Below are 14,605 nucleotides of genomic sequence, written 5' to 3'. Positions count from 1 at the left end.
CGTCGGCATGAGGCGGCAAGCTGTGGACGCGGTCGCGGCGGGCGTTGAAGTTCGCGTCAATCGCATGCGTATGTTAAGTACGTCGATTATTGACGTTGCTGTAAATCACTTCCGGAAAGGGGCGGGCTGTTCTGGCAAACAGGGGTTAGCGCATGGTCCGCGCCGGCTGCGTCGGCTTGGGCGTGTCTGCCTGCGCTGCAACGGCTCTGGTGTAAACGGAGGATAGCTATCAATGTCGGCGCGTGGTGTACCGCTGGCGACGCTTAATGGATTGTCCGGTCGGAAGGCCGCGAAGAGCACCGACGAGAGACGGATGATCGCGCGGCGTCACGAAGATGCCTGCGCTCCAACCTGGGCGAGAGGGTGCGGTGCGGCGGTTCGCATCGCTTGTGCGGTACGGGGCCCTTGCAGAACCCAAAAACCGGATACCGCCGTGGGCGATATCCGGTTTTCGGTATTCGGGGGACTAGTTACAGCCGCGGCCAATCGAAAGCGTGGCCGTGCCGTAGGGCCCGAGGGTTCCTGTCAGGCCCAGGAAGCAAATCTCCACATCCCACTTACCGGTGAACCACCCGTAGAGCGGCTTGAGGAACCCGGGCACCAGGCTCATCGGCTGGAACTCCAGGATGGTCTCGCGTGGCGGCGCGTTGGGGTTCGCGCGGCCGAGCCACCAGAACTCGTTCTGGATCAGGTTGTCGGGGAAGCCCGGATCAGCGGCGGCTGCTGCCACGGCCGATGCCGAGGGCAGGCCCACGGGATCGCAGGTGTCCGTCGTCGTTGGGTCGCACTGCGCCTCACCGATCTGCGACCCCAGCGCGGCCAGCGGTGCGGGAGCGATGTCGGCTTGTGCGACGGCCGTCGATGACAAGGTTGCTGCGGCGGCGATTGCACAAGCTGCGGTGCCGGTGCTGATCTTTCGAGCGATGGCTGACATTCGTCCCCCTATTGCGCTGAATTATGAGAGCAGCGTCGCAGACGGGCACCGCACTGTCAACCGGTTTGTGCAGGTAAGACCATATTTATGTTTGTGGCGACTTCACGTTTACGGGCCAGAAAGTTGACGGCGATTCGCACCCAATGAGCGCGGGAATTCGCTGGAACTGGCCATTGTTAGCTGCGTTTGCGTTTCTCGTACCGAGTTCGCTGGAGGCGGGTGGTGACTCGGCGGGGAGGCCTGTGAGTTTGCTGAATTATCGCGTTCGTAGATTTTTCCCAGCTAAGGCCCAGCGCCATCACAGGCCCCATGTCCGCGAGGAACGCCGCCGCCTACCCGAGAACCACCGTGGCCAGCAGCGCCAAGTGGTCGGACCCGGCCAGCGCGACCGGCGTTATTGACGTTGCTGTTGATTGACGTGTCAGGATGCGATCGACCGCCAGCAGCGGCGGGATCGGCAGATGGCTCGGATGCGTCCGCGTCATGCCCGCACCGGCCTGGGCGGCCCCGTCGCGGTACCCGCCGCGCAACAGCCGCCGGTACTCATAGACGTCGAGCGTCGCGTTGAAGTCACCGCACACGACGACCGAGCCCGGGGCCGGAAGCTGTTGCAGCGCAGGGCGCAGCCGGGCGATCTCGGCCCGCCAGGACCCGAACGCCGAACGCGGCGGCGGCATGTGGGTGCAGATGACCGTCGACTCGGCGCCGGCGTGCGGCAGCCGCAGCCGCGCCCACACCAGACCGCGACTGAAGGTTTCGTCGACGCCGGACGCAATGATCGGGTGCCGGCTCCACAGCCCCACGCCGGCCGCACGGTCGCGGGGCCGCAGCACCCGATGGGGGAAGGCGTCGGCCAGCGCGGCCGACAGCGTCTCGGCCAGCTCGGGCGTCAGCTCCTGCACGGCCAGCACGTCGGCGCGCTGATGGGCCAGCGCCGCCACCGCGGCCGGATCGGCCCTGCCCAGTAGGAGATTCGCCGACACGAACCGCAGCGGCACACCCTCGGGTGCCCGGGCAGCGATACACAGCCGAAGCCGGATGGCCAACACCGCCAACGCCGGCACGGCGGCCACCCACGCCAGCGTCCACTGCCGCGACAGCGCGAACAGGACCACCGCCATCGGGGCGCCGAGCATCAGATACGGCGACAAGGCCGCAATCCCCAGCAGCCAGCGATTGGCCGCGGGCAGGAAACGGACCACCAGCGCGGCCGACGCAACCACCAGCGCCGACAGGCCGAGCGTGACGAGCACGTGGGGACGCTACCGGCAGCCGTGAGTCACGTTGCCGCGCAGAAGGTTAAGGCTTTTCGTAGGTGACCAGGCTGACGTCGAGCGACTCGTCGACGAAGTAGTACTGGCAGCCGGTCAGGTACCGCATGTAGTCGTCGTAGCTCTGCTCACCGGCAGCGGCGACGGCCTGCTCCTTGTTGTGCTCCAAGCGGGCGGCCCAGATGCCGAGGGTCTTGATGTAGTGGTTACGCAGCGACAGCGTCTCCGGCACGGTGAAGCCGGCCTTCTCGCCGCGCTCGACCATCATCTCGGTGGTCGGGATGCGACCGCCGGGGAAGATCACCTCGTGGATGAACTTGGCGAACCGCGCCAGTTCGAACGTCAGCTTCTTACCGCGCGCCGTCAGGTCATCGGGGTGGTAGCCGCAGCTGCTCTGGATGGTCATCCGGCCGCCGGAGGGCAGGCTGTCGAAGCAGGTCTTGAAGAACGCGTCGTAGCGCTCGAAGCCGAAGTGCTCGAAGGCCTCGATGGAGACGATGGCGTCGACCTTGCCCGAGAACTGCTCCCAGCCCTCGAGGCGAACGTCGAACGTGCGCTCGGTGTCGATGGCGCCGAGCAGCTGGTTGCAGTAGGCCTGCTGGTTCTTGCTCAGGGTCAACCCGATGACGTTGACGTCGTACTTCTCCATGGCGCGCTGCAGGGTCAGGCCCCAGCCGCACCCGACCTCCAGCACCGTCTGTCCGGGCTGCAGGTTCAGCCGGTCCAGGTGCTGGTCGACGTTGGCGATCTGCGCCTCGGACAGCGTGACCTTGGGGCCGGTGAAGTAGGCGCAGCTGTACTTGCGGGTCGGATCCTGGAAGACGCCGAAGAAGTCGTCGGACAGGTCGTAGTGCGCCTGGATGTCCTCGAAATGCGGCCGCATCTCCGTGGTCGTTGAGTTGTCAGACATAGGTGGCCTGCCCTTCTCGGTGGGTTTCGACTACGCCGTCCACCACGTCATGGGTGCCCACTTGTCGTGGCACCCTACTCGCCGGGAATCCGGTGGTCCGGGATCCCCGAATCGTGTCTCCAATACGGTCTGGAACGCCCAGCGCCGTTGCTGTGACGAACCGTCTGGTCCCTGACTCTATCGTCCGCTGTTCCGGCACCGAGCCAGATAGGGGGATCTGGCTGCTTTGGTGCGTAGTTCGGATGCCGCTCAACTGGGATAACGCCGTCAAGGGGTGCAACGCGGGTGAGTTTGCCTGCAGCACTTTGATCTTGATAGGTCGCAGGTGGTGTCGACCGCCTGTCAAGCCGTGGGCTGTTTTTCCATCGTGAACTGGTTGACGTCGATGTAGCCGTCGCGGAACGCGTTCGCGCAGCCGGTCAGGTACTTCATATAGCGCTGGTACACCTCTTCGGACTGCACCGCGACAGCCTCCTCGTGGTGGGACTCCAGCGCGGCCGCCCACTCGTCGAGGGTGCGCGCGTAGTGCCACCGCAGCGACTGCCGGCGGGTGATGGTGAAACCGGCCGGGGTGGCGTGCTCGTCGACCTTCTCGATGGACGGCAGCCGTCCACCGGGGAAGATCTCGGTGAGAATGAACTTCACGAATCGCGCGGCGTCGAACGTCAGCGGCACGCCCTCGTCGATCATCTGCTTGAACGGCTTGCCACAGATGGTGTGCAGCAACATGATTCCGTCATCCGGCAGCACGTTGTAGGCCATCTCGAAGAATGCGTCATAGCGTTCGAAGCCGAAGTGTTCGAACGCGCCGATCGACACGATCCGGTCGACGGGCTCGTCGAACTCCTCCCACCCCTTGAGGTAAATCTGCTTGTCGCGCGGGGAATCCGAGCGGGCGAACTCGGCCTCCACATGGTTCTTCTGATTCTCGCTGAGCGTCAGCCCGATGACGTTGACGTCGTAGAGCTCGATGGCGCGCATCATCGTCGCGCCCCAGCCGCAGCCGACATCGAGCAGCGTCATGCCGGGCTGCAGTCCCAGCTTGCCCAGGGACAGGTCGATCTTGGCGATCTGCGCCTCGTGCAACGTCATGTCGTCGCGCTCGAAGTACGCGCAGCTGTAGGTCCTGGACGGATCCAAGAACAGCGCAAAGAACTCATCGGACAGGTCGTAATGTGCCTGTACGTCGTCGAAGTGTGGTTCGAGCTTCTTACGTGTGGTCATGCATGCCCCCACGGCGACCGGTACATCTCCGGGTTTCAGTCGTTACCCGGCTTGTGCGGCGACTCTACGCCCCGATACTGAGGATGACCGAATCAGGCAGCGAAGTTGGCCTTGAGTTCGCCGACGATGTCATCCCACAGCGGTTCGGGCAGCTCATGGCCCATACCGTCGAACAGCACCAGCCTTGCTCCCGGGATCGCGCGGGCAATGGCACGCCCACCCGAGGGCCGCATCAGCTTGTCGGCCTTGCCGTGGATGACCACCGTCGGCGCGGTGATCTGCCGGTCATAGGCCACCAGGCTGCCGCTGCCGAGGATGGCCGCGAACTGTCGGCCGACACCGGCCGGGTAGTAGGACCGCTCGTAGCTTTCCAGCGCGTCGGCGCGCACCTTTTCTTCAGCCACCGGGAAGCCGGGACTGCCGATGATCTTGGATACCCGCACGCTGTTGGCGATGATGCCCTCGCGGGTGGCGTCGGCCGGCTTGGCCAACAGCGCCAGCAGCTGGCGCGGCGCGGGCGGAGGCAGAAACGCCTGGTTGTTACTGGAGAAGATGACGCCCAGCGACCGGGTGCGCGCGGCGTGCCGGGCGGCGAACACCTGGGCGATCATCCCGCCCATCGAGCCGCCGACGACATGGGCCTGCTCGACACCGAGGTGATCCAGCAGCGCCGCGGCGTCATCGGCCATGTCCTCCAGCGTGTAACCCGCCGGGCTCTTGGCGCCGACGAACGAGCGCGCCATCCGCCCGACCAGCGGGGCGCCGCTGCGGGTGTGCGGCAGCTTCGAGGACAGTCCGACATCGCGGTTGTCATACCGGATGACGCGCAGCCCCTGGTCGACCAGCTTCTCGCAGAAACCCTTGCGCCACAGCAGGAGTTGCGCACCCAGGCCCATGATCAGCAGGACGGCCGGATCCCCGGGATTGCCCATGTCCTCATAGACGATGTCCAGCTCGCCCGAGCGTGCCGATCCGGTCCGGATCTCCATGTCGTTCTCCAATTCCGTTGCCGCGGTGGCGGTTCAGCTGTCCAGCTCGTCGGAATGCTCGCGGCTGACCTCGACCATGAAGTTGGCGAAATATCCCGTCAGCTGCGGATCGCTCATCATCTGCCACTTGGGCGCCAGCAGCTTCATGTACCGCTCGACGTAGAGGAACTGCTTACCGATGAGCACCAGCTCACGCGGCAGTTTCACGTCATAGGCGTCGGCCAGCGTCGAGAGCTGCTTACCGATCTCGGCATAGCTCATATCGCCCAGCGAGGACATGGTCAGCGGAGTGGCGAAGCGCTCCAGATCCTTGGCAGCCTGCGCCTCGGGTTTGACGGTGCCCACCGCGCCCATCAGCACGACGATCTTGCCGGCGGCGGCGTGGTCCTTCTTGACCAGCAGCGCGTATACCAGCTCACGCAGCAGCCAGCGGGTGCGCGGATCGATGCGGCCCATGATGCCGAAGTCGAAGAACACGATCTTGCCGGCGTCGTCGACATAGAGGTTGCCGGCGTGCAGGTCGCCGTGGAACAGGCCGTGCCGCAGCCCGCCCTCGAAGACGCTGAACAACAGCGCCTTGACCAGTTGCTCACCGTCGAATCCCTGCTTGCGGATGGCGGCGACGTCGTCGATGCGGGTGCCCTGGATGCGCTCCATGGTGAGCACCCGCTCACTGGTCAGGTCCCAGTACACCTGCGCGACGCGGATGTTCTCACCCAGCGGGGAGGCGTGCATGTGCGCCACCCAGGCGTCCATCGACTGCGCCTCCAGGCGGAAGTCGAGTTCCTCGGCGAGGTTGTCGGCGAAGTCGGCGACCACGTCCTGCGCGCTCAGCCGCTGGCCGAGCTTGGCGAACTCGACGAGCTTGGCGCCGCGCTTGAGGATCTGCAGATCCGCGGCGACCCGGCGGCGGATGCCCGGGCGCTGGATCTTGACGACGACCTCTTCACCGCTGTGCAGCGTCGCGTAGTGCACCTGGGCGATCGAGGCCGACGCGAACGGCTTCTCGTCGAAGGACTTGAACAGGTTCTGCGGCTCGTCGCCGAGTTCCTCCCGGAACAGGGCGTGCACCGCCTTGGAATCCGCGGGCGGAACGCGGTCCAGCAGGCCGCGGAACTCGCGGCTCAGCTGCTCGCCGAAGGCGCCGGGGCTGGACGCGATGATCTGCCCGAACTTCACATAGGTGGGGCCCAGGTCGGCGAACGTCTGCGGGATCTGCTTGATGACCTTCTGCTGCAGGGATCCCTTGCGTAGCAGGTTGCCCGCGACGCGGGCGCCGGTGCGGGTGACCTGCCAACCCGTCGCGCCGACGCGGGCGGCCTCCACCGGCAACGGCACCCGGTCCAGCCGGGCTCCCTCTCGGTGTTGCGTGCTCATCAGGTCAGTGTCTCAAAACCCGCGGTACCGCCAAAAACAAGGGTGCGCTGGGTCACACGAAGGCGTGCTCGATCTCGTCCCGGCTGAGTTCGGGATCGCTGCCCAGCACGTACTGCGGCTCGGTGTGCGCCACGGTGGTGCCGTGGGCGACGCGTCGCTGCGCCTGCCGGAACTCCGGGGAGCCGCCCGAGGCGGTGTGCAGACCGTTGATGATCGACCACACGATGGCCCGACGCCCGGCCCGCTCGATCGGATTCGGGTCGGTGTGCCCGATGAGCTGCTTGGCCCACTTCGGCATGGTGTCGCGGATGGCCCAGTCCACCGCGCTCTGCGGCATCGGCAGATTCGGCCCGGTCGCCATGGCCGCGCCGTGGGTGAGCGCGAGTCTGGGCAGATACGAGTGCAGGCACTCCAGCGTCTCGGCCTTGGTGGCCGGCAGGTCGGTGCCGCCCAGGGCGTGCCCGACGCGGATGAACTCACCGTAGTAACGGTCGAGTTTCTTGCCGCGCAACGGATTCGGATGGTAGAGCTCATGGGCGGTGGCCAGCCCCCACACCACGGTGGCGTAGTTCCAGCGCAGCCAGTCGGGATCGTCGGCGTCATACTTCGCGCCGTCGGGGCGGGTGCCCTTGATGGTGTGGTGCATGGCCCGCACCGTGCGCGACACCCGTTCGGCGGTCTCGGTATTGCCGTAGGCCGTGCCGATGAAGAACGCGATCGAATGCCCCAACCGCACCGCGGCGCCGGCCGGGTCGATGACGGGGACGGCGTTGCCCTGGTCATCGCGCTGGACCAGGCGCGAGTGGTGCATGCCCATCCAGTAGATGGACGGGTCGAGGCGTTCCATATAGGCCGCGCACTGCAGCCCGAAGATCAGCGCCTCGGTGTGCGAGTGCACGTGCCAGACCGCGCTGCCCGGGCCGAACCAGCCCGGATCGCCGGCCGGGCCGGCGAATTCCAGCCCCTTGAAATAGTGCTTGCGGATGTCCTTGTCGAACTTGCGCTGCAGCATTCCTTCGAGCATCTGGTGCGGCATGTCCACGCGGGCGCCCCTTTCTGGTCACGGTTGTGACCAGAATACTGTTTGGATACGGGCGTGACCAGACTTATTCTGAGCCGATGACCCGATGGGCTGGCGTCGCGTTGACCGACCGGCGCGCCGAGCGTCGGGCGCTGTTGGTCGACGCCGCGTTCGCGTTGTTCGGGGCCGGCGGTGAGGCCTCGCTGACGGTCCGGTCGGTGTGCCGCGAGTGCGGGCTGAACACTCGCTACTTCTACGAGAGCTTCCCGAGCACCGACGAGCTGCTGGGCGCGCTGTTCGACAAGGTTGCCCTTGAGCTCGCCGCCGCGGTGGACGCGGCGATGGCCGGAGCGGGGGAGTCGGTGAGCGCGCGCACCCGGGCCGGTATCGCGGCGGTGCTCGGCTTCAGCTCGGCCGACCCGCGGCGCGGCCGGGTGCTGTTCACCGACGCCCGGGCCAACCCGGTGCTGGCCGAACGCCGCGCGGCGATGCAGGACCAGTTGTTGGCCGCGGTGCTGGCCGAGGGGTCGCGGTTGCACCCGGGCTCGGACCCGGTCGCGACGCGGGTGGGCGCGGCCATGTACACCGGCGCGATGGCCGAGTTGGCCCAGCAGTGGTTGAGCGGCGCGCTGGGGTCGGACCTGGATGCCGTGGTGGACTACGCGGTGCGGTTCTTCTAGTTCCTGCGGTGGCGAAACCCGCGTACCCGGGGTTCGCGCGGGCATTTTGACCCCGGGTACGCGAGTTTCGCCGGCGGGTCGGTGCGCGCGGTCAGCCCAGGTGCCGCCCGGCCCGCCGGATGAGCGGCAACACCTCGTCCAGCAGCGGATTCTGGCCGTCGCGAGCCCAGATGGCGTGCAGTTCCACCGGCCGGGCCGGATCACTCTCGGGGTGGCCGCCGCCGACATCGGTCAGCGGCTTGTAGACGACGCCGTCGACGTGCAACGCGGTCGCGCTGGCCGGTACCAGCGCCACGCCCTGGCCGGCCGCGACCAGCAGCACCGCGGTCAGGATCTGCTGCACCCGCTGGGTGATCCGCGGATGCCCGTTGAACAGGAACCGCACCGTCAACTCGTGGAAGTAGCGCGCCCGGTCGGGGTGATAACTGATGACCGGCAGCCCGTCGAAGGCCTCGGGGCTCAGTGGCTCCGGCGCGTCGGCCAGGGGATGGTCGACCGGGACCACCGCACGCAACGGTTCGCGGACCACCACCTCCGAGGACAGCAGCGCGGTGTCGAAGGGCGGTCGCGCCAGGCCGAGATCGAGTTCGCCGCGCCGGATGCCGTCCACCTGGGTTCCGGTGACGCCCTCCTGCAGCACCACCTCGACGTCGGGCAACTCGCGGCCCAGCAAGCCCAGCAGCGGACCGAGCAGGCTGATGGCCGACACCGCGGTGAAGCCCAGGCGCAGGGTGCCGGCCGATCCGCGCTCGACCCGCTGGGCGTGCGACGTCGCCTCGTCGAGCGTGCTCAGCACGCGGTAGCAGTCCTCCAGGAAGGCGATCCCGGCCGGGGTCAGCAGCACCCGGCGGTTGTCGCGGTCGAGCAATCCGGCGCCCACCGCTTTCTCGAGACGCTGTATCTGGCGGCTCAGCGGTGGTTGGGTCATGGCCAGCCGGTCGGCCGCGCGGCCGAAGTGCAATTCCTCGGCCACGGCGACGAAGCAGCGGACCTGATCCAACGTGATCGTCATTCCCTGAAGGTATCAAGCGATGCCAATAAAGGCTTGGACAGGTATCGCCGCGGCTTCCTACGGTGATTCGGTAATGACTTGTGTCATACGACACGCGCAGTGAAGCGCACGTCACACAACGAGGAGACCAACATGAGGCCAGCGCTACGTACGCGACTCGTCGCGGGAATGGCCGCGGCGACGGCTGCCACCCTGACCCTGTCCGCCTGCGGAGGTGTCCAGAACACGACCGGCGGCGGATCCGGTGATGCCGAGTACCCCTCCGGCACCGTCGAGATGTACGTCGGCGCATCGGCCGGCGGATCCAGCGACCTGATCAGCCGGGCGGTCTCCAAGGGACTGTCCGACAACCTGGGCGCGTCGTTCCCGGTGATCAACCGCGAGGGCGCCAACGGGGCCCTGGCCGCGGCCGAGATCGCCAACGCCGCACCGGACGGCGCGAAGATCGGCATCCAGAACGCCTCGCTGTTCACCATCACCCCGATGGCCGTCTCGCCCGACGAGGTCACCAACATCGACCAGTTCGACGTGGTGTACGGCGTCTCGCGCGACGACTACGTGCTGGTGGCCAGCCCGGGCAGCGGCTTCCGGTCACTGGCCGACATGCAGGCCTCCCCGAACGTGGTCCGCTACGGCACCACCGGCGTCGGCACCGGCGCACAGCTGTCGGCCGCGCTGCTGTTCAAGACCGGCAACGTCAACTCCCAGGCCGTCCCGTTCGACGGTGGCGCACCCGCGCTGGCCGCCGTGCTCGGCAACCAGGTCGACGTGGCCAGCATCCAGGTCGGCGAGGCCATCGAGAACATCCAGTCCAACAAGCTGATCCCGCTGGCGGTCTTCGGACCCGAGCGCATCGAGTACCTGCCCGACGTGCCGACCGCCAAGGAGCAGGGCCTGGACGTCGAGGTGACCCAGTACCGGTTCATGACCGTTCCCAAGGGCACCCCGCAGGAGGTCAAGGACCGGCTCGTCGAGGGCATGAAGGCCACCTTCGAGACCGAGGAGTACAAGGAGTTCAACAAGCAGAACAGCTTGACTCCCATGGAGATCCCCGGTGACGAGGTCGTCGAGCAGCTGGCCTCGGACAAGCAGCGCTACGCCGACCTGGTTCAGCAGTACGGCATCAATCTCCGCGACGAGGGCTGATCATGGCCGACATCAAGCCGGCTGAGCCCCACGAGCACACCCGCGACATCCTCCACGAGATCGAGGAGGAGATCGCACACGAGATGGAGGAGGACCGCCCGCCCGAGGGCGGTCCGCTCTACCAGCTGGCCGGCGCCCTGGTCGGTATCGCGATCGGTATCGCGGGCGCCATCTTCTCCTGGGGCTACGGACTGGGCTCGCTCAGCGAGCCCGGCCCGGGCCTGTGGCCCTTCATCGTCAGCATCGCGATCCTGCTGATGTCGGCCGGTCTGCTGGTGGCCGGCCGGGTCCTGACCGACGCCGAGGCCTTCACCCGCAGCAGCTGGCTGCCGGTGGTCGGCGCGATCACGTTCATTGCCTTCGGATTCCTCATGCCGACAATCGGTTTCGAGATCCCGGCCCTGGCGCTGAGCGTCATCTGGCTGCGCTTCCTGGGCAAGGAGACCTGGCGCAGCACGATCATCACCAGCGTGATGACCGTCGCGGTCTTCTATCTCCTGTTCCTCTACGGGTTGCGAATCCCGTTGCCGCACCTGATCTCCTTCTGAGAAGCGACTTCAAAAACCATGGACCTCAACGCATTCCTCGATGGGTTTGCGCTCGTCATCGAGCCGCACAACCTGGCCTACTGCCTGGCCGGTGTCCTGATCGGTATGGTCATCGGCGTCCTGCCCGGACTCGGGCCGGCCGCCACCATCGCCATCCTGCTGCCGATCACCTACACCATCGATCCGGTCTCGGCGATCATCATGCTCGCCGGCATCTACTACGGCGCCCAATACGGCGGCACCATCACCTCGGTGTTGTTGCGGCTGCCGGGCGAGGCGTCGTCGGTGGTCACCGTGTTCGACGGATTCGCCCTGGCCAAACAGGGCAAGGCGGGTACCGCGCTCGGTATCGCGGCCATCGGATCCTTTGTCGGCGCGACGATTTCGATCATCGGCCTGACGCTGCTGGCCCCGGTGGTGGCCAGTGTCGCACTGGACTTCGGCCCGCCGGAGTACGCCGCCCTGGCGCTGCTCGGTGTCCTGTTGGTCGCGACGATCGGCAGCGGTAACAAACTCAAGGCGCTGATCGCCGGCGCGGTGGGTCTGCTGCTGGCCACCGTCGGACGCGACAGCTTCACCGGCGCCGAACGATTCACCTTCGACAGCCTCAACCTCGCCGACGGCATCGACTTCGTCGTCGTCGCCATGGGCCTGTTCGGTGTCGGGGAGATCCTCTACAACCTCGAACAGCGCCACCGCAAGGTGCAGCCGCCGGCCAAGGTCGGCAACGTGTGGCCGTCGCGCAAGGACCTCAAGCAGTCCTCGGGTGCCATCGGCCGCGGTTCGATCATCGGGTTCATCCTGGGCGTGCTGCCCGGCGGCGGCGCGGTGCTGTCCTCGATCGTCGCCTACGCCACCGAGAAGCGCCGGGCCAAGGACCCGTCGCGGTTCGGGCGCGGAGCCGTCGAGGGCGTCGCCGCCCCGGAGACCGCGAACAACGCCGCGGCGACGTCGTCGTTCATCCCGCTGCTGACGATCGGCCTGCCGGCCAACGCGTCGATGGCCATGCTGTTCGGCGCGCTGCTGATCCTGGGCGTCTCGCCCGGCCCGCAACTCGTCGACGAGCGGCCGGACGTGTTCTGGGGCGTCATCAACTCGATGTACATCGGCAACCTGATGCTGCTGATCCTGTCCATCCCGCTGGTCGGGTTGTTCGTCAAGATCTTGCGGGTGCGCCCGGCCATCCTGGCGCCGATCACCGCGCTGATCACGATCCTCGGCGTGTACACCATCAACAACTCGACGTTCGACATCTTCCTGATGATCGGCTTCGGCATCATCGGCTACCTGATGAAGAAGGCCGGATTCGACCCCGGCCCGATGGTGCTGGCGTTCGTGCTGGGCTCGATCATCGAGGCGAGCACCCGGCGGTCGTTGTTGATCTTCGGCGGCGACCCCACCGGATTCGTGACCCGGCCCATCTCGGGCACGATCCTGGCGGTCTTCCTGGCGCTGATCCTGCTGCCGCTGGTGCGGCACCTGATCGTGTCGCGCCGGTCGGCCAAGACCGAGGAGGTCAAGGAGCGCGTGGACGCCTGATTTTCCTGCGGCGAAACCCGCGTACCCGTTGCTTTCGAGGCTCATTTCGCAACGGGTACGCGGGTTTCGCGCATAGGTCAGGGGTGCTCGGCGGCCAACCGCCGGCGGGTGTTGCCCAGGTGCACACGCATCGCGGCGCGCGCGGTTTCGGCATCACCGGCCAGCACCGCGGCGGCGATATCGTCGTGTTCGCGTCGGACCCGGGCGACGTGCGCGGCGTCGGTCATCGAGTACTCGTCGCGCAGCCGGGTGCGGGGCAGCATGATCATCATCGGGCCCAGCGAATCCAGCAGCTCGCGGCAGAACCGGTTGCCGCTGACCTCGGCGATGGCGCGATGGAAGCGGTAGTCAGCCTCGACGGCGTCCGCCGGGGCTGCGGCGACGAAATCTTCCAGCGCGGCGGTGATGGTGCGGCGCCCGGCGTCGTCGATGCGGGCGGCGGCCAGCGCGGCGGTCTCACTCTCCACACCCAGGCGGAAGTCGACCATGTCGAGCACGTCGCGCTGGGTGCGGAAGGCCTGCGCCTCCACGGTGAACGAACTGGGGGCCGGCACGCTCAGCACGAATGAGCCTCGGCCCTGGAATGTTTCGACCAGGCCCTCGGCGCGCAGGCGGGTGACGGCCTCACGCACCACGGTGCGCGAGACGCCGAACTCCTCGATGAGCTCCGCCTCGGACGGAAGTTTGTGCCCAAGCGGAAGGTCGCCGGCAAAGATCTTGTCCTTCAGTCCGGCGACCACCCGCTGCGCTAGCGACTTCTCCACGCTCAGATCATGGCTTACCGAACTCCGCGGTTTCCACCGTGAGGGCGCGCATGCGCTCGCTGAGGGTGAAGCCGAGGCCGCCGCGCTCGGGCAGCCACATCCGGCCGTCACGGATTTCGATGCGTTCGTCGAACAGCGGGTTGAGCCATTCGAAGTGCTCGACCCACGGCTCGGTCGGGTACGCCGCGGCCAGATGCAGGTGAATCTCCATGGCGTAGTGCGGCGCCAGCGCCAGGCCGGCGTGCGAGGCCAGGGTGGCGAACCGCAGGAACGGGGTGATGCCACCGATGCGCGGAGCGTCGGGTTGCACGATGCCGCGGTAGCCGGCGTCGATGAGGGCCATGTGCTCGGGCACCGAGGTCAGCATCTCGCCGGTGGCGATCGGGGTGTCGAAGGTCCGGCTGAGGTCGGCATGCCCGACGGCGTCCCACGCGTCGAGCGGCTCCTCGATCCAGATCAGGTCGTACTGTTCCAGCTCGCGGCACATCCGGCGGGCCCGGGCGCGGTCCCACTGCTGGTTGGCGTCGACCATCAGCGGATTGTCGCCGAGGTGTTCACGCAGCGCCGCGACGCGTTCGAGGTCGGTCTGCCAATCCGGCTGACCCACCTTGATCTTGATACCGCCGATGCCGGCCTCCAGTGAGGCGCTGGCCTTCTCCTTGATCTCCTCGACCGAGGCCTGCAGGAAGCCGCCCGAGGTGTTGTACACCCGGCAGGAGTCACGATGTGCGCCAAGCAGTTTGGCCAGCGGCAGGTTGGCGCGGCGGGCCTTGAGGTCCCACAGCGCGACGTCGAGCGCGGCGATGGCCTGCGTGGCGGTGCCCGAGCGGCCGACCGACGCGCCGGCCCACAGCAGCGACTGGTAGATCTTGTCGATATCGGACGGGTCGGCGCCGATCGCGGTGTCGGCGACCTCGCACAGATGCGCGTACTGGGCGCGTCCGCCGGCCCGCTTGGAATAGCTGAAACCCATTCCCTCGAAACCGTCTTCGGTGGTCACCTCGGCGAACAGCAGGACGGTCTCGGTCAGCGGCTTCTGCCGTCCGGTGAGCACCTTGGCGTCGCTCACCGGATTGTCCAGTGGCAGCACGACGTGGGACAGCTTGAGGTGTCGGATTCGATCGGACATGGGAACCCCTGACGTAGTTGTATGACGACTACGTCAACATATCATACAAGTGGTGCGGGTC

The 14,605-nt window shown here is 66.9% G+C and carries 14 protein-coding genes; 4 read left to right on the top strand and 10 right to left on the bottom strand.

Annotation, left to right across the window (positions count from 1 at the left end):
* Positions 1 to 466 precede the first annotated feature (466 nt).
* The 7 genes from ACWDUN_RS18000 to ACWDUN_RS17970 form a co-directional block, all read right to left on the bottom strand.
* Positions 467 to 934, bottom strand: coding sequence for a hypothetical protein (locus ACWDUN_RS18000; protein ID WP_449930961.1), 468 nt, complete (start codon positions 932 to 934; stop codon positions 467 to 469).
* A gap of 332 nt (positions 935 to 1,266) precedes the next feature.
* Complete coding sequence (locus ACWDUN_RS17995; RefSeq protein WP_449930959.1) at positions 1,267 to 2,187, bottom strand: endonuclease/exonuclease/phosphatase family protein; 921 nt, start codon at positions 2,185 to 2,187, stop codon at positions 1,267 to 1,269.
* Positions 2,188 to 2,233: 46 nt separating this feature from the next.
* Positions 2,234 to 3,115, bottom strand: coding sequence for a cyclopropane mycolic acid synthase family methyltransferase (locus ACWDUN_RS17990; protein ID WP_449930957.1), 882 nt, complete (start codon positions 3,113 to 3,115; stop codon positions 2,234 to 2,236).
* 342 nt (positions 3,116 to 3,457) lie between these two features.
* Entirely contained in the window at positions 3,458 to 4,339 is an 882-nt protein-coding gene (locus ACWDUN_RS17985; RefSeq protein ID WP_449930955.1) for a cyclopropane mycolic acid synthase family methyltransferase, read from the bottom strand.
* A 92-nt stretch (positions 4,340 to 4,431) separates the two neighbouring features.
* Positions 4,432 to 5,328: an alpha/beta fold hydrolase gene (locus tag ACWDUN_RS17980; protein ID WP_449930953.1), complete on the bottom strand. Its 897-nt coding sequence runs from the start codon at positions 5,326 to 5,328 to the stop codon at positions 4,432 to 4,434.
* Positions 5,329 to 5,361: 33 nt separating this feature from the next.
* Positions 5,362 to 6,705: an ABC1 kinase family protein gene (locus ACWDUN_RS17975; protein ID WP_449930951.1), complete on the bottom strand. Its 1,344-nt coding sequence runs from the start codon at positions 6,703 to 6,705 to the stop codon at positions 5,362 to 5,364.
* 52 nt (positions 6,706 to 6,757) lie between these two features.
* Complete coding sequence (locus ACWDUN_RS17970; protein ID WP_449930949.1) at positions 6,758 to 7,747, bottom strand: oxygenase MpaB family protein; 990 nt, start codon at positions 7,745 to 7,747, stop codon at positions 6,758 to 6,760.
* A 77-nt stretch (positions 7,748 to 7,824) separates the two neighbouring features.
* Between ACWDUN_RS17970 and ACWDUN_RS17965 the strand changes: the two genes are divergently transcribed.
* Positions 7,825 to 8,406 (top strand): TetR/AcrR family transcriptional regulator, encoded by a 582-nt coding sequence (locus ACWDUN_RS17965; protein ID WP_449930947.1) that lies wholly within the window; start codon positions 7,825 to 7,827, stop codon positions 8,404 to 8,406.
* Between the two features lie 91 nt (positions 8,407 to 8,497).
* On the opposite strand, the gene ACWDUN_RS17960 is transcribed toward ACWDUN_RS17965, so the two are convergent.
* On the bottom strand, positions 8,498 to 9,418 hold the full coding sequence (locus ACWDUN_RS17960; protein WP_449930945.1) for a LysR family transcriptional regulator: 921 nt from the start codon (positions 9,416 to 9,418) through the stop codon (positions 8,498 to 8,500).
* 132 nt (positions 9,419 to 9,550) lie between these two features.
* Between ACWDUN_RS17960 and ACWDUN_RS17955 the strand changes: the two genes are divergently transcribed.
* The 3 genes from ACWDUN_RS17955 to ACWDUN_RS17945 are packed head-to-tail and all read left to right on the top strand — an operon-like array spanning position 9,551 to position 12,651.
* On the top strand, positions 9,551 to 10,564 hold the full coding sequence (locus ACWDUN_RS17955) for a tripartite tricarboxylate transporter substrate binding protein (protein WP_449930943.1): 1,014 nt from the start codon (positions 9,551 to 9,553) through the stop codon (positions 10,562 to 10,564).
* A 2-nt stretch (positions 10,565 to 10,566) separates the two neighbouring features.
* On the top strand, positions 10,567 to 11,112 hold the full coding sequence (locus ACWDUN_RS17950) for a tripartite tricarboxylate transporter TctB family protein (protein ID WP_449930941.1): 546 nt from the start codon (positions 10,567 to 10,569) through the stop codon (positions 11,110 to 11,112).
* A gap of 18 nt (positions 11,113 to 11,130) precedes the next feature.
* Complete coding sequence (locus ACWDUN_RS17945) at positions 11,131 to 12,651, top strand: tripartite tricarboxylate transporter permease (protein WP_449930939.1); 1,521 nt, start codon at positions 11,131 to 11,133, stop codon at positions 12,649 to 12,651.
* 77 nt (positions 12,652 to 12,728) lie between these two features.
* Here the strand turns inward: ACWDUN_RS17945 and ACWDUN_RS17940 are convergent, their stop codons facing one another.
* Positions 12,729 to 13,415, bottom strand: a complete 687-nt coding sequence (locus tag ACWDUN_RS17940) for a FadR/GntR family transcriptional regulator (RefSeq protein ID WP_449930937.1) — start codon at positions 13,413 to 13,415, stop codon at positions 12,729 to 12,731.
* Positions 13,416 to 13,422: 7 nt separating this feature from the next.
* Positions 13,423 to 14,544, bottom strand: coding sequence for an L-talarate/galactarate dehydratase (locus ACWDUN_RS17935; protein ID WP_449930935.1), 1,122 nt, complete (start codon positions 14,542 to 14,544; stop codon positions 13,423 to 13,425).
* Positions 14,545 to 14,605: the final 61 nt, after the last annotated feature.

The organism is Mycobacterium sp. NPDC003323 (assembly GCF_053589535.1).
This window is presented reverse-complemented; position numbering and strand designations above follow the sequence as displayed.

Excerpts from the sequence above, each read along its gene's own strand:
- ACWDUN_RS17980 (WP_449930953.1), bottom strand. The coding sequence starts at position 5,328 with ATGGAGATCCGGACCGGATCGGCACGCTCGGGCGAGCTGGACATCGTC.
- ACWDUN_RS17960 (WP_449930945.1), bottom strand. The coding sequence starts at position 9,418 with ATGACGATCACGTTGGATCAGGTCCGCTGCTTCGTCGCCGTGGCCGAG.
- ACWDUN_RS17990 (WP_449930957.1), bottom strand. The coding sequence starts at position 3,115 with ATGTCTGACAACTCAACGACCACGGAGATGCGGCCGCATTTCGAGGAC.
- ACWDUN_RS17975 (WP_449930951.1), bottom strand. The coding sequence starts at position 6,705 with ATGAGCACGCAACACCGAGAGGGAGCCCGGCTGGACCGGGTGCCGTTG.
- ACWDUN_RS17985 (WP_449930955.1), bottom strand. The coding sequence starts at position 4,339 with ATGACCACACGTAAGAAGCTCGAACCACACTTCGACGACGTACAGGCA.
- ACWDUN_RS17965 (WP_449930947.1), top strand. The coding sequence starts at position 7,825 with ATGACCCGATGGGCTGGCGTCGCGTTGACCGACCGGCGCGCCGAGCGT.
- ACWDUN_RS17950 (WP_449930941.1), top strand. The coding sequence starts at position 10,567 with ATGGCCGACATCAAGCCGGCTGAGCCCCACGAGCACACCCGCGACATC.
- ACWDUN_RS17935 (WP_449930935.1), bottom strand. The coding sequence starts at position 14,544 with ATGTCCGATCGAATCCGACACCTCAAGCTGTCCCACGTCGTGCTGCCA.
- ACWDUN_RS17955 (WP_449930943.1), top strand. The coding sequence starts at position 9,551 with ATGAGGCCAGCGCTACGTACGCGACTCGTCGCGGGAATGGCCGCGGCG.
- ACWDUN_RS17945 (WP_449930939.1), top strand. The coding sequence starts at position 11,131 with ATGGACCTCAACGCATTCCTCGATGGGTTTGCGCTCGTCATCGAGCCG.
- ACWDUN_RS18000 (WP_449930961.1), bottom strand. The coding sequence starts at position 934 with ATGTCAGCCATCGCTCGAAAGATCAGCACCGGCACCGCAGCTTGTGCA.